Source organism: Streptomyces sp. NPDC039465 (assembly GCF_055639315.1).
Map to the genome: position 1 here is coordinate 97,431 of NZ_JBVKAP010000005.1, position 19,863 is coordinate 117,293.

Below are 19,863 nucleotides of genomic sequence, written 5' to 3' on the forward strand. Positions count from 1 at the left end.
AGATGACGACGAATGCAGCGCCTCTGCTCCCCCTGCCTTCGGCGGGCGGTACCCCCAGCGCGGGCGAAGAAGCGAGCGAGGTGACACGGTGAGCGACGAGACGCCCAATCCCGAGAAGGACCTCAGCGCGCAGAACCTTCCCGGTCAGCGCGGGGACCACGGCGAGGAGGTCCGCCTTCAGCGCGGGATGTTCGGCGCCAACAACGGCGGCGACACCTCCGGCTACGGCGGCCTCGTCCGCTCCGTCCGGCTGCCCGGGCCCGCCGTCCGTCCGTACGGCGGCTGGTTCGACGAGGTCGCCGACGAGCTCGAGGGCGCCCTTGAGGAGCAGGGGCTCGTCCCCGAGAACGCGATCGAGAAGACCGTCGTCGACCGCGGCGAGCTCACCTTCCACATCGCGCGCGAGCACCTCGTGCGGGTCGCCCGGACCCTGCGGGACGACCCCGCCCTCCGCTTCGAGCTGTGTACGGGCGTTTCCGGCGTCCACTACCTCGGCGACAAGGGCCGCGAGCTGCACGCCGTCTACCACCTGCGCTCGCTCACCCACGGCCGGCTGATCCGCCTGGAGGTCGCCGCCCCGGACAGCGACCCGCACGTCCCGTCGCTCGTCGCGGTCTATCCGACCAACGACTGGCACGAGCGGGAGACCTACGACTTCTTCGGTCTGATCTTCGACGGCCACCCGGCCCTCACGCGGATCATGATGCCGGACGACTGGCAGGGCTTCCCGCAGCGCAAGGACTATCCCCTCGGCGGGATCCCCGTCGAGTACAAGGGCGCCCAGATCCCGGCTCCGGACCAGCGGAGGTCGTACTCGTGACCACTCCTTCTGCTTCTTCCCGCGAGACGACCGAGGGGACCGTCTACACGGTCACCGGCGGCGACTGGGACGAGGTCGTCCAGTCCGCGGCCAAGGCCGACGACGAGCGGATCGTCGTCAACATGGGACCGCAGCACCCGTCCACGCACGGCGTGCTCCGGCTCATCCTGGAGATCGACGGCGAGACGGTCACCGAGGCCCGCTGCGGCATCGGCTACCTCCACACCGGCATCGAGAAGAACCTCGAATTCCGCAACTGGACGCAGGGCACCACCTTCGTCACGCGCATGGACTACCTCACCTCGTTCTACAACGAGACGGCGTACTGCCTGGGCGTGGAGAAGCTGCTCGGCATCACCGACCAGATCCCGGACCGCGCCACCGTCATCCGCGTCCTGCTGATGGAGCTCAACCGGCTCTCCTCGCACCTGGTGTGCATCGCCACCGGCGGCATGGAGCTCGGGGCCACCACGATCATGATCTACGGCTTCCGGGACCGCGAGCTGATCCTGGACCTGTACGAACTGATCACCGGCCTGCGGATGAACCACGCCTTCATCCGCCCCGGCGGCCTCGCCCAGGACCTCCCGCCCGGCGCGGTCGACGCGGTGCGCGAGTTCGTGAAGACCATGAGGAAGAACCTGCCGGAGTACGACAAGCTCGCCACCGGCAACCCCATCTTCAAGGCCCGTATGCAGGACGTCGGCTACCTCGACCTCACCGGCTGCATGGCGCTGGGCGCCACCGGCCCGATCCTGCGCTCGGCGGGTCTCCCGCACGACCTGCGCAAGACCGACCCGTACTGCGGCTACGAGAACTACGAGTTCGACGTGCCCACCGCCGACAGCTGCGACGCCTACGGCCGCTTCCTCGTCCGCCTGGAGGAGATGCGCCAGTCGCTGCGGATCGTCGAGCAGTGCCTGGACCGGCTGGAGCCCGGCCCGGTCATGGTCGCCGACAAGAAGATCGCCTGGCCCGCGCAGCTCGCGCTCGGCCCGGACGGCCTCGGCAACTCCCTCGACCACATCAAGAAGATCATGGGCACCTCCATGGAGGCCCTGATCCACCACTTCAAGCTGGTCACCGAGGGCTTCCGGGTCCCGCCCGGCCAGGTGTACGCCGCCGTCGAGTCGCCCAAGGGCGAGCTCGGCGTGCATGTCGTCTCCGACGGCGGCACCCGCCCCTACCGGGTCCACTTCCGCGACCCGTCCTTCACCAACCTTCAGGCCATGGCGGCGATGTGCGAGGGCGGCCAGGTCGCCGACGTCATCGTCGCCGTCGCCTCCATCGACCCCGTGATGGGAGGCGTCGACCGATGACGGACGGACACACCAGTCTCGGGATGCCCCAGCTGCCCGCACCCGACTTCCCGGCGGACGTCCGCGCGCGGCTGGAGGCCGACGCCAAGGACGTCATCGCCCGCTACCCCTCCAGCCGCTCCGCGCTGCTGCCCCTGCTGCACCTGGTCCAGTCGGAGGAGGGGTACGTCTCCCGGACCGGCATCCGCTTCTGCGCCGAGATGCTGGACCTCACCACGGCCGAGGTCACCGCCGTCGTCACCTTCTACACGATGTACCGGCGCAGGCCCTCGGGCGACTACCAGGTCGGGGTCTGCACCAACACGCTGTGCGCGGTCATGGGCGGCGACGCCATCTTCGAGGAGCTGAAGGAGCACCTCGCCGTCGGAAACAACGAGACGACCGCCGACGGCAAGGTCACCCTCGAACACATCGAGTGCAACGCGGCCTGCGACTTCGCCCCCGTGGTGATGGTCAACTGGGAGTTCTTCGACAACCAGACCCCCGAGTCCGCCAAGCAGCTCGTCGACGACCTGCGCGCGGGCCGCCCCGTCGAACCGACCCGCGGCGCCCCGCTGTGCACGTACAAGCAGACCGCGCGGATCCTGGCCGGCTTCCCCGACGAGCGCCCCGGCGCCGTCGAGGCGACCGGCGGCGCGGGCCCCGCCTCCCTGGTCGGGCTCAAGCTCGCCAAGGGCGAACCCCTCGCCCCCCGGGTCGTCCACCCGCGCGCCGAGGCCCGCGACAGCGAACCACGCGACAACGGAACCGAGGTGGGGGAGGAATGACGTTGGCAGCCGAGATCAACAACAGCAGCCCGGAGAAGCTGCTGGCCCCGGTCCTCTCCGCGTTCTGGGACCAGCCCGACTCCTGGACCCTCGACACCTACCAGCGCCACGACGGCTACGAGGGACTGAAGAAGGCCCTCGCCATGACCCCGGACGAGGTGATCGCCTACGTCAAGGACTCCGGTCTGCGCGGCCGCGGCGGCGCCGGCTTCCCCACCGGAATGAAGTGGCAGTTCATTCCCCAGGGCGACGGCAAGCCGCACTACCTCGTGGTCAACGCCGACGAGTCGGAGCCCGGGACCTGCAAGGACATCCCGCTCCTCTTCGCCAACCCGCACTCCCTCATCGAGGGGATCGTGATCGCCTGCTACGCGATCCGCTCCCAGCACGCCTTCATCTATCTGCGCGGCGAGGTCGTCCCCGTCCTGCGGCGCCTGCACGAGGCCGTACGCGAGGCGTATGAAGCCGGCTACCTCGGCAGGGACATCCTCGGCAGCGGTCTCGACCTCGAACTGACCGTGCACGCGGGCGCGGGCGCGTACATCTGCGGTGAGGAGACCGCACTGCTGGACTCGCTGGAAGGCCGGCGCGGCCAGCCCCGGCTGCGTCCCCCCTTCCCCGCGGTCGCCGGTCTGTACGCCTGCCCCACCGTGGTGAACAACGTCGAGTCCATCGCGTCGGTTCCCGCGATCCTGAGCCGGGGCAAGGAGTGGTTCCGGTCGATGGGCAGCGAGAAGTCCCCCGGCTTCACGCTCTACTCGCTCAGCGGCCATGTCGCCCACCCCGGCCAGTACGAGGGCCCGCTCGGCATCACCCTGCGCCAGCTCCTCGACATGAGCGGCGGGATGCGCTCCGGCCACCGGCTGAAGTTCTGGACCCCCGGCGGCTCCTCCACCCCGATGTTCACCGACGAACACCTCGACGTCCCGCTCGACTACGAGGGCGTCGGCGCCGCCGGTTCCATGCTCGGCACCAAGGCCCTCCAGTGCTTCGACGAGACCACCTGCGTCGTGCGGGCCGTCACCCGCTGGACGGAGTTCTACGCCCACGAGTCCTGCGGCAAATGCACCCCGTGCCGTGAAGGCACCTACTGGCTGGTGCAGTTGCTGCGCGACATCGAGGCGGGCCGGGGGCACATGTCCGACCTCGACAAGCTCAACGACATCGCCGACAACATCAACGGCAAGTCGTTCTGCGCCCTCGGCGACGGCGCCGCGTCCCCGATCTTCTCCTCGCTGAAGTACTTCCGCGAGGAGTACGAGCAGCACATCTCCGGGCGTGGCTGCCCCTTCGATCCCGCCAAGTCGACCGCCTGGGCCGACACCCATGTGGAGGTGAACGCATGACCGTCACCACGTCCGGTCCCGCCGGCGGCGGCGCGGCGGCGGCGAAGCCCGAGGACCTCGTCACGCTGACCATCGACGGCATCGAGACCACCGTCCCCAAGGGGACGCTCGTCATCCGCGCCGCCGAACAGCTCGGCATCGAGATCCCCCGCTTCTGCGACCACCCGCTCCTCGACCCGGCCGGCGCCTGCCGCCAGTGCATCGTCGAGGTCGAGGGCCAGCGCAAGCCGATGGCCTCCTGCACCATCACCTGCACCGACGGCATGGTGGTCAAGTCGCAGCTGACCTCCCCGGTCGCCGAGAAGGCCCAGCACGGCGTGATGGAGCTGCTGCTCATCAACCACCCGCTGGACTGCCCCGTCTGCGACAAGGGCGGCGAGTGCCCGCTGCAGAACCAGGCCCTCTCCCACGGCCAGGCCGAGTCCCGCTTCGAGGGCCGCAAGCGGACGTTCGAGAAGCCGGTACCCATCTCGACACAGGTGCTGCTCGACCGCGAGCGGTGCGTGCTGTGCGCCCGCTGCACCCGCTTCTCCAACCAGGTCGCCGGCGACCCGATGATCGAACTCCTGGAGCGGGGCGCGCTCCAGCAGGTCGGCACCGGCGAGGGCGACCCGTTCGAGTCGTACTTCTCCGGCAACACCATTCAGATCTGCCCGGTCGGCGCTCTGACCTCGGCGGCGTACCGCTTCCGCTCCCGCCCCTTCGACCTGGTCTCCTCGCCCAGCGTCTGCGAGCACTGCGCGGGCGGCTGCGCCACCCGCACCGACCACCGCCGCGGCAAGGTCATGCGCCGGCTCGCCGCCGACGACCCGCAGGTCAACGAGGAGTGGATCTGCGACAAGGGCCGCTTCGGCTTCCGCTACGCGCAAGCGCGCGACCGGCTCACCACCCCGCTGGTCCGCGGCGCGGACGGCGTCCTGGCACCGGCGAGCTGGCCCGAGGCGCTGGAGGCGGCCGCCCGCGGACTGATCCGCGGCCGTACGGGCGTGCTCACCGGCGGCCGGCTGACCGTCGAGGACTCCTACGCGTACGCCAAGTTCGCCCGGGTCGCCCTCGACACCAACGACGTCGACTTCCGGGCCCGGGTGCACTCCAGCGAGGAGGCCGACTTCCTCGCGGCCCGGGTCGCCGGACACGGCCTCGACCTCGACGGTTCCGGCGTCACGTACACCGCCCTGGAGAACGCGCCGGCCGTCCTGCTCGCCGGGATCGAGTCCGAGGAGGAGGCGCCCGGCGTCTTCCTGCGGCTGCGCAAGGCCTGGCGCAAGAAGGGCCAGAGGACCTACGGTCTCGCCGCCTTCGCCACCCGCGGCCTGGAGAAGGCGGGCGGCACCCTGCTGCCCGCCGCGCCCGGCACCGAGACCGAATGGCTGGACGCCCTGGCCGCCGGCACCGGCCTGGAGGGCCCCGGCGCGGACGCCGCCGAGGCGCTGCGGCGGCCCGGCGCGGTCCTCGTCGTCGGCGAGCGGCTGGCCGGCGTACCGGGTGCCCTCACCGCCGCCGTACGGGCCGCGAACGCGACCGGCGCCGCACTGGTGTGGATCCCGCGCCGGGCCGGCGAGCGCGGCGCGGCCTGGGCGGGCGCGCTGCCGTCGCTGCTGCCCGGCGGCCGCCCCGCCACCGATCCCCGCGCGCGTGAGGAGACCGCCACCGCCTGGCGGATCGCCGAACTCCCGCACCGCTACGGCCGCGACACCGGCCAGATCGTCGAGGCCGCGGCCACCGGCGAACTGGGCGCGCTGCTCGTCGCCGGGGTGGAGGTCGCGGACCTGCCCGACCCGGCACGCGCGCGTGAGGCGCTCGACGCGGCCTTCGTGGTCTCCCTGGAGCTGCGGCCCGGCGAGGTCACCGACCGCGCCGACGTGGTCCTGCCGGTCGCCGCGGTCGCCGAGAAGTCCGGCACGTTCCTCAACTGGGAGGGCAGGGCCCGGCTCTTCGAGGCGGCGCTCAAGCCCGAGCACATGACCCGCCCGCTCGCCCCGTCCGACGCCCGTGTGCTGCACATGCTCGCCGACGCGATGGACGTCCACTTCGGGCTGCCGGACCTCAGGTCCCTGCGCCAGGAGATGGACCGGCTCGGTGCCTGGGGCGGCGTACGGGCCGCCGAGCCCGTGGAGCCGGGCCAGCAGCCGCCCCGCCCCGCCGAGGGCGAGGCGGTCCTCGCCGGCCACCGGCTCCTGCTCGACCAGGGCCGCCTCCAGGAGGGCGACGCGGCCCTGGCCGGCACCCGGCACGCCGCGACCGCCCGGCTCTCCGCCGCCACCGCCGCCGAGACCGGCGTCAAGGACGGCGACACCCTCGCGGTCAGCGGCCCGGCCGGCTCGGTCGAACTGCCGCTCCAGGTCACCGAGATGCCCGACCGGGTGGTCTGGCTCCCGCTGAACTCGGTCGGCGGCGGCGTGCTGTCCGACCTCGGGGCACGCCCCGGTGACGTGGTCCGGATCGGCGCGAAGGCCACGACGGAGGTGGAGGCATGACCGCCCGCCTCGTGGCCCCGGCCGCCCGCCGGACCCGTCCGTGCGGCGACGCACCCGTCCACGTCGTCAGGCCGGGCGCCGCCCCGGCCGCCCCCGTACCGGAGGTGCGCGCATGACCGCCCTCACCCACGTCGCCGAGGTCCCGTACGGCGTCCTCGCCGCGGAGGACCTGTCCATGTTCGGCCGCGACCCCTGGTGGCTCGTGCTGATCAAGGCGGTCTTCTGCTTCGCCTTCCTGATGGTGACCGTGCTCTTCTCCATCGTGTGGGAGCGCAAGGTCGTCGCCTGGATGCAGCTGCGCATCGGCCCCAACCGGCACGGCCCCTGGGGCCTCCTCCAGTCCCTCGCGGACGGCGTCAAGCTGATGCTCAAGGAGGACGTGATCGTCAAGCGCGCGGACAAGGTGGTGTACGTCCTCGCCCCGATCGTCGCCGCGATCCCCGCCTTCATGGCGATCGCGGTGATCCCGTTCGGCCCGGCCGGCAACGAGGTCTCGATCTTCGGCCACCGCACCACGATGCAGCTCACCGACCTGCCGATCGCGATGCTCTACGTCCTCGCGATCGCCTCCGTCGGCATCTACGGCATCGTGCTGGCCGGCTGGTCGTCCGGCTCGACGTACCCGCTCCTCGGCGGCCTGCGCTCCTGCGCCCAGATGATCTCCTACGAGATCGCGATGGGAGCCGCGTTCGCCTCGGTCTTCCTCTACTCCGGGTCGATGTCGACCTCGGCCATCGTCGAGGCGCAGCAGGAACGCTGGTTCGTGCTGCTGCTGCCGGTCTCCTTCATCATCTACATCGTCACGATGGTCGGCGAGACCAACCGCGCCCCCTTCGACATGCCGGAGTCCGAGGGCGACCTCGTCGGCGGCTTCAACACCGAGTACAGCTCCATCAAGTTCGCGATGTTCATGCTGGCCGAGTACGTCAACATGGTCACCGTCTCCGCCGTCTCGGTCACCCTCTTCCTCGGCGGCTGGCGCGCCCCGTACCCCCTCTCCACCTTCTGGGAGGGCGCGAACCACGGCTGGTGGCCGATGCTCTGGTTCGTCCTCAAGGTCCAGCTGCTGCTGTTCTTCTTCATCTGGCTGCGCGGCACGCTGCCCCGCGTCCGCTACGACCAGCTGATGAAGCTCGGCTGGAAGGTCCTCATCCCGGTCTCCCTGGTCTGGCTGATGCTGGTGGCGACCGTACGGGCGCTGCGCAACGAGAACTACGCCTTCCAGGACATCGTGCTCTACGTCGCCGGAGCCGTCCTCACGGTCCTGGTGATCTCCTTCGTCGCCGATGTCTTCCGCGACAAGAAGGCGAAGAAGGCCGCGCCCGCGGACACCCCGCCGGCCGCCTTCGACCCGATGGCCGGCGGCTTTCCCGTACCGCCGCTGCCCGGTCAGAGCCTGCCGCCGGTCCCGCGCCGGCGGCCGCGCCACCAGCGCGAGCTGATTGGCAGTGGCGCCCCCGATACTGCTACTGCGAGTGATGGAAAGGAGACGGACGGTGTCTGATTTCCAGAACCCGGTTGCCGGCTTCGGCGTGACCTTCAAGGCCATGTTCAAGAAGCGGATGACCGAGCAGTACCCGGAGCAGCAGAAGACGACGGCCCCGCGATTCCACGGTCGGCATCAGCTCAACCGGCACCCGGACGGGCTCGAGAAGTGCGTCGGCTGCGAGCTGTGCGCCTGGGCCTGCCCGGCCGACGCCATCTACGTGGAGGGCGCGGACAACACCGACGAGGAGCGCTACTCCCCGGGGGAGCGCTACGGCCGGGTGTACCAGATCAACTACGCCCGCTGCATCCTGTGCGGCCTGTGCATCGAGGCCTGCCCCACGCGCGCGCTGACGATGACGAACGACTTCGAACTCGCCGACAGCTCCCGCGAGAACCTCATCTACACCAAGGAGCAGCTCCTCGCCGGTCTCGACGAGGGCATGGTCGACACCCCGCACGCGATCTTCCCCGGCATGGACGAGCAGGACTACTACCGGGGGCTGGTCACCGAGGCCGCGGCCGGCACGGTTCAGCAGGTCGCGACGAGCAAGGGCGAGAAGGGCGAGGAGGTCGACGCATGAGCGCGATCACCCTCGCCGCCTCCGCCACCTCGACCGGCGAGGCCGTGCAGTTCTGGGTCCTGGGGACGGTCGCCGTCATCGGCGCCCTGTGCACGATCCTGATGCGCAAGGCGGTGCACAGCGCCCTCTGCCTCGCCGGGACCATGATCATCCTCGCGGTCTTCTACCTGGCCAACGGCGCGTACTTCCTGGGCGTCGTCCAGATCGTCGTCTACACCGGCGCGATCATGATGCTCTTCCTCTTCGTCGTCATGCTGGTCGGTGTCACCGCCGCGGACTCGCTGAAGGAGACCCTCAAGGGGCAGCGCTGGTGGGCTGCGGCCTGTGCGCTCGGCTTCGGCATCCTGCTCGCCGCCGGTATCGGCAACGCCTCGCTGACCACCTTCACCGGCCTGGGCGCGGCCAACGCCGGCGGCAACGTCGAGGGCATTGCCCGCCGGATCTTCACCACGTACGTCTTCGCGTTCGAGATCACCGGCGCCCTGCTGATCACCGCCGCGGTCGGCGCGATGGTGCTCACCCACCGGGAGCGCACCGAGCGGGCGCGCACCCAGCGCGAGCTGTCCCAGCAGCGCGTACGCGAGGGCACGCACGTGCCACCGCTGCCCGCGCCCGGTGTCTACGCCCGGCACAACGCCGTGGACATCGCCGGTCTGCTGCCCGACGGCACCCCCGCCGAGCTGACCGTGATGAACACCCTGCGCAAGCGCGGCCAGATCCGGGACGTGTCCAGCGAGGCGATCGAAGACCTCAAGGCACTGGAGCGGCGCTCGCGCGAGCGCCTCGGCCGGGACCGGGACGAAGAGGAGGCCTCGCGGTGAATCCGGTCAACTACCTGTATCTCGCGGCTCTGTTGTTCACCATCGGCGCGGCCGGGGTGCTGATCAGGCGGAACGCGATCGTGGTCTTCATGTGCGTCGAGCTGATGCTCAACGCCTGCAACCTCGCGTTCGTCGCCTTCTCCCGGATGCACGGCAATCTCGACGGCCAGATCATCGCCTTCTTCACGATGGTCGTCGCCGCCGCCGAGGTCGTGGTCGGGCTCGCGATCATCGTGTCGCTGTTCCGTGCCCGCCACTCGGCCTCGGTCGACGACGCCAGCCTGATGAAGCTGTGAGGGGCTGAACCGTGGAAAACGCTGAGAACCTGATCGCGCTGCTCGTCGCGGCGCCTCTCCTCGGAGCCGCCGTCCTGCTGTGCGGCGGGCGGAGACTGGACAAGACCGGGCACTGGATCGGCACGCTGCTCGCGGCGGCCTCCTTCGTCATCGGCCTCGTCCTCTTCACCGACATGCTCGGCCGCGGCGCCGAGGAGCGGACGCTCCGCTCGACGCTCTACAGCTGGATCCCGGTCGAGGGCTTCCAGGCGGACATCGCCTTCCAGCTCGACCAGCTGTCGATGACCTTCGTCCTGCTCATCACCGGCGTCGGCTCGCTGATCCACCTGTATTCGGTCGGGTACATGGAGCACGACGAGCGCCGGCGCCGCTTCTTCGGCTATCTGAACCTCTTCCTCGCGGCGATGCTCCTCCTGGTCCTCGCCGACAACTACCTGCTGCTGTACGTCGGGTGGGAGGGCGTCGGTCTCGCCTCGTACCTGCTCATCGGCTTCTGGCAGCACAAGCCCTCGGCGGCGACCGCCGCGAAGAAGGCCTTCCTGGTCAACCGGGTCGGCGACATGGGCCTGTCCATCGCGATCATGCTGATGTTCACCACCTTCGGGACCTTTGCCTTCGGGCCGGTCCTCGCGTCCACGGGCGACACATCCGAGGCCATGCTGACCGCGATCGGTCTGATGCTGCTGCTCGCCGCCTGCGGCAAGTCGGCCCAGGTGCCGCTGCAGTCCTGGCTCGGGGACGCGATGGAGGGCCCGACCCCGGTCTCGGCCCTCATCCACGCCGCCACGATGGTCACCGCCGGCGTGTATCTGATCACCCGCTCCGGGGCGATCTTCAACGGCGCCCCCGACGCGCAGCTCGCGGTCGTGGTGGTCGGCGCGGTCACGCTCCTGTTCGGTGCGATCGTCGGTTGCGCCAAGGACGACATCAAGAAGGCGCTGGCCGGCTCGACGATGTCGCAGATCGGCTACATGATCCTGGCCGCCGGGCTCGGCCCGATCGGCTACGCCTTCGCGATCATGCACCTGGTGACCCACGGCTTCTTCAAGGCCGGGCTCTTCCTCGGCGCGGGTTCGGTCATGCACGGCATGAACGACGAGGTCGACATGAGGAAGTACGGCGGCCTGCGGAAGTACATGCCGATCACCTTCGCCACCTTCGGTCTCGGCTACCTCGCGATCATCGGCTTCCCGGGCCTGTCCGGCTTCTTCTCCAAGGACAAGATCATCGAGGCGGCGTTCGCCAAGGGCGGCACCGAGGGCTGGATCCTCGGCGCGGTCGCCCTGCTGGGCGCGGCCATCACCGCGTACTACATGACCCGCGTGATGATCCTGACGTTCTTCGGCGAGAAGCGCTGGCAGCCCGCGCCCGACCCGGCCACGGCGCCCGGCATCGAGCCCGGCGTCGAGGCGAAGCCCGGTGAGATGCCGCACCCGCACGAGTCGCCGAAGTCCATGACGATCCCGATGATCCTGCTGGCCTTCGGGTCGGTGTTCGCGGGCGGCATCTTCGGCATCGGCGACCGGTTCGTGAACTGGCTGAAGCCGGTGACCGACTTCGAGCACGGCCACCCGCCGATCAGCGCCGGAGCCATCACCTCCGCCACCGTCGCGGTCATGGTGATCGGCGTCTCCCTCGCCTACCTCCAGTACGGGCGCCGGCCCGTCCCGGTCACCGCCCCGCGCGGCTCGCTGCTCACCCGGGCGGCCCGACGCGACCTGCTCCAGGACGACTTCAACCACATCGTCCTGGTCCGCGGCGGCGAGCACCTCACCCGCTCCCTCGTGTACGTCGACCACTCCCTGGTCGACGGGGTGGTCAACGGCACCGCGGCCTCGGTCGGGGGCCTCTCCGGCCGGCTGCGCAAGCTGCAGAACGGCTACGCCCGCAGTTACGCGGTCTCGATGTTCGGAGGTACTGCGGTGCTGATCGCCGCGACCCTGCTGATGAGGGCGGTGTAATTCATGTCCTTCCCGCTCCTTACGGTGACGGCGGCGGTCCCGGCGATCGGTGCGATCCTCACCGCCGCCGTCCCCGCCGCCCGCCGTACCGCCGCCAAGTGGCTGGCGCTGCTCTTCTCGCTCGCCACGCTGGTCCTCGCCGCGACCGTCGCCGTACGGTTCGAGCCCGGCGGCGACCGCTACCAGCTCACCGAATCCCACGCCTGGATCAAGGAGTTCGGGGTCCGGTACGAGCTCGGGGTCGACGGCATCGGGGTGGCGCTCATCGCGCTCACCGCGCTGCTGATCCCGTTCGTGATCCTGGCCGGCTGGCACGACGCCGACCCCCTGGAGACGAAGAGCAGCCGCTGGCGGCCGACCCAGGGCTTCTTCGCCCTGATCCTGATGGTCGAGGCGATGGTGATCCTCTCCTTCGAGGCCACCGACGTCTTCCTCTTCTACATCCTCTTCGAGGCCATGCTCATCCCGATGTACTTCCTCATCGGCGGCTTCGGGGACCGCGCCCACGCGGGCTCGGACGAGAACGCGGCGGCCCAGCGGTCGTACGCGGCGGTCAAGTTCCTGCTCTACAACCTGGTCGGCGGCCTGATCATGCTGGCCGCGGTGATCGGCCTGTACGTCGTCGCGGGGAACTTCTCCCTCACCGAGATCGCCCAGGCTCGGGCGAACGGGCAGCTGGAGATGGCGACCAGCACCGAACGGTGGCTGTTCCTCGGCTTCTTCTTCGCCTTCGCGGTGAAGGCGCCGCTGTGGCCGCTGCACACCTGGCTGCCCAACGCCATGGGCGAGGCGACCGCACCGGTCGCCGTGCTCATCACGGCCGTGGTCGACAAGGTCGGCACGTTCGCGATGCTCCGCTTCTGCCTCCAGCTCTTCCCCGAGGCCAGCACATGGGCCACGCCCGCGATCATCGTGCTCGCGCTGATCAGCATCGTCTACGGCGCGCTGCTCGCGGTCGGCCAGCGGGACATCAAGCGGCTGGTCGCCTACGCCTCGATCTCCCACTTCGGCTTCATCATCCTGGGCATCTTCGCGATGACCAGCCAGGGCCAGAGCGGCGCGACGCTCTACATGGTCAACCACGGCATCTCGACGGCCGCGCTGATGCTGGTCGCCGGATTCCTGATCTCGCGGCGCGGCTCGCGGCTCATCGCCGACTACGGCGGGGTGCAGAAGGTCGCGCCGGTGCTCGCCGGCACGTTCCTGATCGGCGGTCTGGCGACGCTGTCGCTGCCCGGACTCGCGCCGTTCGTCAGCGAGTTCCTCGTCCTGGTCGGCACGTACGCCCGCTACCCGGTGGCCGGCATCGTCGCCACCACGGGCATCGTGCTCGCCGCGCTCTACACCCTGGTGCTGTACCAGCGGACGATGACCGGCCCGGTGAAGGAGGAGGTGCGGTCCCTGCCGGACCTGCGGCCGCGTGAGCTGACCGTGATCGTCCCGCTGATCGCCCTGTTGATCTTCCTCGGCGTCTATCCCAAGCCGCTGACGGACATCGTCAATCCGGCCGTACGGCACACCATGTCCGACGTACAGCAGAAGGACCCCCGGCCCGAGGTGGAGGCGGCCAAGTGAGCGCAACAGCTGTCCACAGCCTGTGGACGACAGCCGCCGAACCGATCGGCAAGATCACCGCACCGAAGATCGAGTACGCCCAGCTGGCACCCGTCCTCATCGTCGTCGGCGCGGCCGTCCTCAGCGTCCTCGTCGAGGCCTTCGTGCCGCGCCGCGGGCGCTACCACACCCAGGTCTTCCTGACCGTGGTCGCGCTGGCCGCCGGCTTCGCCGCCGTCGTGGGCCTCGCGGCCGGTGGATACGGCTCCACCAAGGCGCAGATCGCCGCGATGGGCGCCATCGCCGTCGACGGGCCCGCCCTCTTCCTCCAGGGCACGATCCTGCTGGCCTCGATCGTCGCGGTCTTCACCTTCGCCGAGCGCCGCCTCGACCCGGCCGACCACGGCCACCGCGTCGACTCCTTCGCCGCCGAGGCCGCCGCCGTACCGGGCAGCGAGCAGGAGAAGGCCGCCGTCAAGGCCGGGTTCACCACCACCGAGGTGTTCCCGCTGGCGCTCTTCGCCGTCGCGGGCATGCTGGTCTTCCCCGCGGCCAACGACCTCCTGACGCTCTTCGTCGCCCTGGAGGTCTTCTCGCTCCCGCTCTACCTGCTGTGCGCCGTCGCCCGCCGCAAGCGGATGATGTCGCAGGAGGCCGCGGTCAAGTACTTCCTCCTCGGCGCCTTCTCGTCCGCGTTCCTGCTCTTCGGCATCGCCCTGCTCTACGGCTACGCGGGCTCCGTCTCGTACGCCACGATCGCCGACGTCGTCGACGGGAACGTCACCGCGATCGACCCGGCGCTCGCCGCCACCATGGGCAACGACGCGCTGCTGCTCATCGGCTTCGCGATGGTGCTGACGGGCCTGCTGTTCAAGGTGGGCGCGGTGCCGTTCCACATGTGGACCCCGGACGTCTACCAGGGCGCCCCGACCCCGGTGACCGGCTTCATGGCCGCCGCCACCAAGGTCGCCGCGTTCGGCGCGATGCTGCGCCTGCTGTACGTGGTGCTGCCGGGCCTCACATGGGACTGGCGCCCGGTCATGTGGGCCGTCGCCATCGTCACCATGCTGGGCGGGGCGATCGTCGCCATCACCCAGACCGACATCAAGCGGCTGCTCGCCTACTCCTCGATCGCCCACGCCGGCTTCCTGCTCGCCGGCGTCATCGCGGCCACCCCCGACGGGGTCTCCTCGGTGCTGTTCTACCTGGGCGCGTACTCCTTCGTGACGATCGGCGCGTTCGCGGTCGTCACGCTCGTCCGGGACGCGGGCGGCGAGGCCACGCACCTGTCCAAGTGGGCCGGACTCGGGCGGCGTTCGCCGCTGGTCGCGGCGGTCTTCGCGGTGTTCCTGCTCGCCTTCGCCGGTATCCCGCTGACCTCCGGCTTCGCCGGCAAGTTCGCGGTCTTCAAGGCCGCGGCGGAGGGCGGCGCCGGAGCCCTGGTGGTGGTCGGTGTGCTCTCCTCGGCGGTGGCCGCGTTCTTCTACATCCGGGTCATCGTGCTGATGTTCTTCAGCGAGCCGAAGGCGGACGGCCCGACGGTCGCCGTGCCGTCGCCGCTGACGATGACGACGATCGGGGTGGGGGTGGCGGTGACCCTGGTCCTCGGTCTCGCGCCGCAGTACTTCCTCGATCTGGCGGGCCAGGCGAGCGTCTTCGTCCGCTGACCCCGCCGCCCGCACGCACAGGGCCCGGCCCCCTCGGGGGCCGGGCCCTGACGCATGGCCGGTGGATCAGCCGGCGGCCGGCGCGATCCGGCCGGTCACCTCACCCAGTGCGACCTTGGTGCCGTCCGGGCCGGGCGCCCAGGCGGTGAGGGTGACCTCGTCACCGTCCTCCAGGAACGTCCGCTTGCCGGTGGGCAGTTCAAGCGCGTCGCGGCCGTTCCACGTCAGCTCGAGGAGTGAGCCGCGCTGGTGGACGTCGGGGCCGGAGACCGTGCCGGAGCCGTACAGGTCGCCCGTGCGCAGCGAGGCGCCGTTGACCGTCATATGGGCGAGCTGCTGGGCGGCCGTCCAGTACATCGTGGAGAACGGCGGCTCGGAGACCACCTCGCCGTTGATCCGGACGGTGATCCGCAGGTCGAAGCCGCCGGGCTCGTCGTCGCCGGAGTCGTCCAGGTACGGCAGCAGCGGGAAGTCGCGCACCGGTGGGTCGATCCGGGCGGCGTCCAGGGCCTCCAGCGGGGTCACCCACGCGGAGACGGAGGTGGCGAAGGACTTGCCGAGGAACGGGCCGAGCGGCACGTACTCCCAGGCCTGGATGTCCCGCGCGGACCAGTCGTTGAGCAGCGTCAGCCCGAAGACGTGGTCGCGGAAGTCGCCGAGGGCGACCGGCCTGCCCAGCTCGGAGGGGGTGCCGACGAGGAAGCCGACCTCCGCCTCGATGTCGAGCTTGACCGACGGGCCGAAGACGGGCGCCGGGTCCGTGGGGGCCTTGCGCTGGCCCGAGGGGCGTACGACCTCCGTGCCGGAGACCACGACCGTACCGGCGCGGCCGTGGTAACCGATCGGCAGGTGCTTCCAGTTGGGGGTGAGCGGCTCGCCGTCGGGGCGGAAGATGTGGCCGACGTTGGTGGCGTGGTGCTCGCTCGCGTAGAAGTCGACGTAGTCGGAGACCTCGTACGGCAGGTGCAGGGTGACCGCGTCCAGCGGGTGCAGCAGCGGCTCTATGTCCGGGCGGTGCGCGGGCACGGTCACCCACGCCGTGAGCGCACGGCGCACATCGCGCCAGGCGGTGCGCCCGGCGGCCAGCAGCGGGTTCAGGCTGGGCTGTGCGAGCAGTGTGGCGTACGGGGAGCCCAGGGCGTGCGCCGCGGCCCCGGCGTCCAGCACATGACCGCCGATGCGGACGCCGAGCCGGCGCCGTCCCGGCTCGTCGGCGGTGGAGAAGACGCCGTACGGAAGGTTGTGCGGGCCGAAGGGGTCGCCCTCGGCCAGGTCGAGCGGGCTCTGCTCGGACATCGGTGCCTGCCTCGCTTTCCACGGGTGTGAGGGACACGTTACGTCGGCCGCACCGGGTGGCGGCAGAGCCCCTGGAAGTGGGTCGCCTCACCCGGCCGTACGGGGAATCCGCTTCTCCCAGGTGCGGTGGAAGACCACCTCCCGGCCCTCCTTGCACACCAGCTCGTTCGAGGTCAGGAAGGCGTCGGCGGTGCAGGAGATCTCCGAGCGGGTCTCGATCCGTACGTCCCAGGCCAGCTCGGGGCGGTGCAGCCGGATCGTCCACTCGGAGCGGGTGCGGGCGGAGAGCGGGTCGTCCTCCTGGATCGTGTACGACTCCAGAGCCTCCTCGGTGAATTCGAGGCCGTCCGGATAGACCCGGGTGCCGCCGTAGCGCGGGTCGACCTCCAGGCGCCACAGGCCCTTCGCCACGTCCCGGACGACCAGCCGCTCGGGACGCGGCTCGTCGAGGGTGGCCGGGTAGCTGACGCCGAGCGGCGCGGACTGCTCGGGCTCCTCGAAGGCGATCGCGGCCTCCTGGTCGCCGGCGGCTCGGACGGGCAGCGTCAGCGCGCAGGCGGTCGGGGCGAGGGTGAATCCCTCGGCGTCCGGCTGGGGCCAGATCCAGGGCCAGTACGCGGAGGAGAGGGCGAGCCGGATGCGGTGGCCGGGCGGGAAGGAGTGGCCGATGCCGCTCAGGTCGAAGGTGACCTCTTCGCTCTGGCCGGGCCGGCACGGCTCGGCCCGGTCCCGGCCGTGGCGGGCGGCGAGGTTCAGGGCGCCGCGGGTGACCAGGGTGGACGAGCCGTCCGGCGCCACGTCGCAGAGCCGGGCGACGATCTGCCCCGTCCGGGCGTGCGGTGTGAGCGCCAGGCGCACGCGCGGGCGGCCGAGGATCCGCACGGGCGCGCCCTCGGGGACGGGGAAGTCGAAGCAGGCCGAGAGGGCGTCCTCGGTGCGCTGGTCAGGGGGCAGGTCGGCGTCGTTGCCGAAGGGGAGGAAACGGCCGGCGTCCAGGCCGGTCCGCTGTGGGGAGCGGACGCGGACGGGCGGGCCCTGGAGCGCGTAGGTGAGCGGGGTGACGTGGGGCGAGGGCCAGGCTTCGTCGCCGACCCAGCGGCCGGGCAGCTCGTCGTACACCGTCGCCGGCGGGTGCGAGTCGCTGATCCAGGACCTCAGGAGCGGCTCGGACATGATGCCCGTGTCGCGCCCCTTGAGATGGTGGTCCCACCATCTGAGCGTCTCCTGGAGGAACCCGATCGCCGGTCCCGACGCCAGGCCCCGGTCCGGGTACTGCGGGGACCAGGGGCCGATCAGTCCCCGTACCCGGTCGTGGGGGAGGTGCTCGACGAGCCGCAGGACCGTGTCGCGGTACGGGTCGTGCCAGCCGCCCACGGCCAGCACGGCGGCCCGGATCGCGGAGTGGTCCTCGCAGACGCTGCCGTGCTTCCAGTAGGCGTCGCGCGTCTGGTGGGCGAGCCAGGTGTGGATGAGCGGGTCCACGGCGGCGAGCCGTGTCAGCCACATCTCGCGCCAGCCGGGGCCGGCGAACTGCGGGTCCGGGGGCCGGGCGGTGAACGCCAGCATGGTCGCCGCCCAGGCGTGCATGTCCACGGCGAGGACCGAGCCGCCCAGGTAGTGGACGTCGTTGTCGTAGCGGTCGTCGGTCGAGCAGACCGTGACCACGGCCTTCAGCGGCTCGGGGGCGAGCGCGGCGATCTGGAGCGAGTTGGAGCCGCCCCAGGAGGTCCCGAACATGCCCACCTTGCCGCTGCACCAGGGCTGCCCGGCGAGCCAGTTCACCACCGCGACGCCGTCGGCCAGCTCCAGGGCGTCGTACTCGTCGCCGGGCCTGCCCTCGCTGTTTCCGTGGCCGCGTACGTCGACGCGGACGGAGGCGTAGCCGTGGCCCGCGTACCAAGGGTGGCGCTGCCAGTCGCGGGGCGCGGTCCAGTCGCTCAGCCGGCAGGGGAGGTACTCCAGGAGCGCCGGGACGGGCTCCTTGGTGACCGGCCGCCACGCGCGCGCGTAGAGCAGGGTGCCGTCGGGCAGGGGGATGCGCAGGTCCTCGCGGGTGGTCTCGTACGGGAAGTCGGTGCGAATGCGCATGGCGGGACCTCAGTGGACGGGGAATTCGGCGGCGTGCTTTGGTCCGGTCAGGTGACGCCGGCCCAGGACGTACTGCGACAGGCCCGGCGTCAGGCCGATCGCGGCGGCCGAGACGGAGGCGGCCGAGCCCGGGGCCACGTCGGGCGGAGGCTGCCCGCCGTTCGCTTCGGCGTCGGTCGCTGTTCGGGACAAAAGCCTTACTCCTGGTCGTATGAGTTGATCACGAACATACCGGTGGAGGCGGGAAGGCGCCCATGGTGATCGAAAGGCGACCGGATACGCTGACTTGAGTGAATCCAGCGACACATCGACAATCCGTGTGATCGTCAGCAGACAGGAGATCCCCTCGTGACCGTCGTCGGGCCGTTCGGGCTGAGCGTGCGGGACCAGGCTCTTGAGGCCGATGTCCAGACCGGATTGGCAGCTGTCGAGGCAGGGCTGCTCGATGCCACCAAGAGTGGTGTCCCCTTCATCACCGAGGCCGCGCAACACCTGCTGCGCGCCGGGGGCAAGCGCTTCCGTCCGCTGCTCGTGATGCTCGCCGCCCAGTTCGGCGACCCCTACGCGCCGGGTGTCGTGCCCTCGGCCGTGGTGGTCGAGCTGACCCACCTGGCGACGCTGTACCACGACGACGTCATGGACGAGGCGGACGTACGACGGGGCGCGCCCAGCGCCAACAGCCGCTGGGGCAACTCGGTGGCCGTCCTGACGGGTGACTTCCTCTTCGCGCGGGCCTCGCACATCCTGGCGGATCTTGGCCCCGACGCGGTCCGGATCCAGGCCGAGGCGTTCGAACGTCTGGTGACCGGCCAGATCCTGGAGACGGCTGGGCCGCGTGACGGACGGGACCCGGTCGACCACTACCTCGAGGTCCTCGCCGGCAAGACGGGCTCGCTGGTCGCCGTCTCCTGCCGGTTCGGCGCGATGATGTCCGGCGCGGACGAGCGGATCGTCGACGTGCTCACCCAGTACGGCGAGCGGCTCGGCGTCGCCTTCCAGCTCGCCGACGACGTCCTGGACATCGCCTCCGACTCCCACGAGTCCGGCAAGACCCCGGGCACCGACCTGCGCGAGGGCATTGCGACGCTGCCGGTGCTCTACCTGCGGGCCCAGGCGGAGGCTCACGGCCGTCCCGAGGACGTGGCGCTCGTCGAGCTCCTCGACGGCGATCTGAGCGACGACGCCCGGCACGCGGAGGCCCTGCGCCGGCTGCGGGTGCACCCGGCCCTGGAGCAGGCCCGCCGGGACACCGTGCGGTACGCGGAGGAGGCGCGGGCGCTGCTGGCGCCGATGCCCGACGGGTACGCGAAGGCGGCGCTGGAGGAGCTGTGTGACGCGGTGGTGCACCGCGCGGGCTGACCGGGCCTGCCACCCGGGCGCCC

The 19,863-nt window shown here is 70.8% G+C and carries 16 protein-coding genes; 13 read left to right on the forward strand and 3 right to left on the reverse strand.

Annotated elements, in window-relative coordinates; translation table 11 throughout:
- Nucleotides 1-88 precede the first annotated feature (88 nt).
- From ACZ7LT_RS18345 to nuoN, 12 genes are all read left to right on the forward strand, one after another.
- Nucleotides 89-820 carry an NADH-quinone oxidoreductase subunit C gene (locus tag ACZ7LT_RS18345; RefSeq protein ID WP_471237089.1) on the forward strand — a complete coding sequence of 244 codons (732 nt, stop codon included), beginning with the start codon at nt 89-91 and terminating at the stop codon, nt 818-820.
- Nucleotides 817-2,139: an NADH-quinone oxidoreductase subunit D gene (locus ACZ7LT_RS18350; RefSeq protein ID WP_471237090.1), complete on the forward strand. Its 1,323-nt coding sequence runs from the start codon at nt 817-819 to the stop codon at nt 2,137-2,139. Before ACZ7LT_RS18345 ends, ACZ7LT_RS18350 begins: the two co-directional genes overlap by 4 nt.
- Nucleotides 2,136-2,906 (forward strand): NADH-quinone oxidoreductase subunit NuoE, encoded by a 771-nt coding sequence (nuoE, locus tag ACZ7LT_RS18355; RefSeq protein WP_471237091.1) that lies wholly within the window; start codon nt 2,136-2,138, stop codon nt 2,904-2,906. Before ACZ7LT_RS18350 ends, nuoE begins: the two co-directional genes overlap by 4 nt.
- Complete coding sequence (gene nuoF, locus ACZ7LT_RS18360) at nt 2,903-4,252, forward strand: NADH-quinone oxidoreductase subunit NuoF (RefSeq protein ID WP_471237092.1); 1,350 nt, start codon at nt 2,903-2,905, stop codon at nt 4,250-4,252. Before nuoE ends, nuoF begins: the two co-directional genes overlap by 4 nt.
- Nucleotides 4,249-6,729: an NADH-quinone oxidoreductase subunit G gene (locus ACZ7LT_RS18365; protein WP_471237093.1), complete on the forward strand. Its 2,481-nt coding sequence runs from the start codon at nt 4,249-4,251 to the stop codon at nt 6,727-6,729. Before nuoF ends, ACZ7LT_RS18365 begins: the two co-directional genes overlap by 4 nt.
- 112 nt (nt 6,730-6,841) lie before the next feature.
- Nucleotides 6,842-8,233 (forward strand): NADH-quinone oxidoreductase subunit NuoH, encoded by a 1,392-nt coding sequence (gene nuoH / locus ACZ7LT_RS18370; RefSeq protein ID WP_471237094.1) that lies wholly within the window; start codon nt 6,842-6,844, stop codon nt 8,231-8,233.
- Nucleotides 8,208-8,798 (forward strand): NADH-quinone oxidoreductase subunit NuoI, encoded by a 591-nt coding sequence (nuoI, locus tag ACZ7LT_RS18375; RefSeq protein ID WP_471237095.1) that lies wholly within the window; start codon nt 8,208-8,210, stop codon nt 8,796-8,798. Before nuoH ends, nuoI begins: the two co-directional genes overlap by 26 nt.
- Nucleotides 8,795-9,619, forward strand: a complete 825-nt coding sequence (locus ACZ7LT_RS18380; RefSeq protein WP_471237096.1) for an NADH-quinone oxidoreductase subunit J — start codon at nt 8,795-8,797, stop codon at nt 9,617-9,619. Before nuoI ends, ACZ7LT_RS18380 begins: the two co-directional genes overlap by 4 nt.
- Nucleotides 9,616-9,915, forward strand: a complete 300-nt coding sequence (nuoK, locus tag ACZ7LT_RS18385) for an NADH-quinone oxidoreductase subunit NuoK (protein WP_019888630.1) — start codon at nt 9,616-9,618, stop codon at nt 9,913-9,915. Before ACZ7LT_RS18380 ends, nuoK begins: the two co-directional genes overlap by 4 nt.
- An 11-nt stretch (nt 9,916-9,926) precedes the next feature.
- A complete protein-coding gene (nuoL, locus tag ACZ7LT_RS18390; protein WP_471237097.1) occupies nt 9,927-11,876 on the forward strand; it encodes an NADH-quinone oxidoreductase subunit L in 1,950 nt (649 codons plus the stop codon).
- 3 nt (nt 11,877-11,879) lie between these two features.
- Entirely contained in the window at nt 11,880-13,451 is a 1,572-nt protein-coding gene (locus ACZ7LT_RS18395; protein ID WP_471237098.1) for an NADH-quinone oxidoreductase subunit M, read from the forward strand.
- Nucleotides 13,448-15,097, forward strand: a complete 1,650-nt coding sequence (gene nuoN, locus ACZ7LT_RS18400; protein ID WP_471237099.1) for an NADH-quinone oxidoreductase subunit NuoN — start codon at nt 13,448-13,450, stop codon at nt 15,095-15,097. Before ACZ7LT_RS18395 ends, nuoN begins: the two co-directional genes overlap by 4 nt.
- A gap of 66 nt (nt 15,098-15,163) precedes the next feature.
- On the opposite strand, the gene fahA is transcribed toward nuoN, so the two are convergent.
- The 3 genes from fahA to ACZ7LT_RS18415 all read right to left on the reverse strand — a co-directional run bounded on the left by fahA (nt 15,164) and on the right by ACZ7LT_RS18415 (nt 18,673).
- Nucleotides 15,164-16,393, reverse strand: a complete 1,230-nt coding sequence (fahA, locus tag ACZ7LT_RS18405) for a fumarylacetoacetase (RefSeq protein ID WP_471237100.1) — start codon at nt 16,391-16,393, stop codon at nt 15,164-15,166.
- A gap of 87 nt (nt 16,394-16,480) precedes the next feature.
- Entirely contained in the window at nt 16,481-18,481 is a 2,001-nt protein-coding gene (locus tag ACZ7LT_RS18410) for a CocE/NonD family hydrolase (protein WP_471237101.1), read from the reverse strand.
- A 9-nt stretch (nt 18,482-18,490) separates the two neighbouring features.
- Entirely contained in the window at nt 18,491-18,673 is a 183-nt protein-coding gene (locus ACZ7LT_RS18415; RefSeq protein WP_471237102.1) for a hypothetical protein, read from the reverse strand.
- A 156-nt stretch (nt 18,674-18,829) separates the two neighbouring features.
- Here ACZ7LT_RS18415 and ACZ7LT_RS18420 point away from each other — a divergent pair, with 156 nt between their 5' ends.
- A complete protein-coding gene (locus ACZ7LT_RS18420) occupies nt 18,830-19,840 on the forward strand; it encodes a polyprenyl synthetase family protein (RefSeq protein ID WP_471237103.1) in 1,011 nt (336 codons plus the stop codon).
- Nucleotides 19,841-19,863 lie beyond the last annotated feature (23 nt).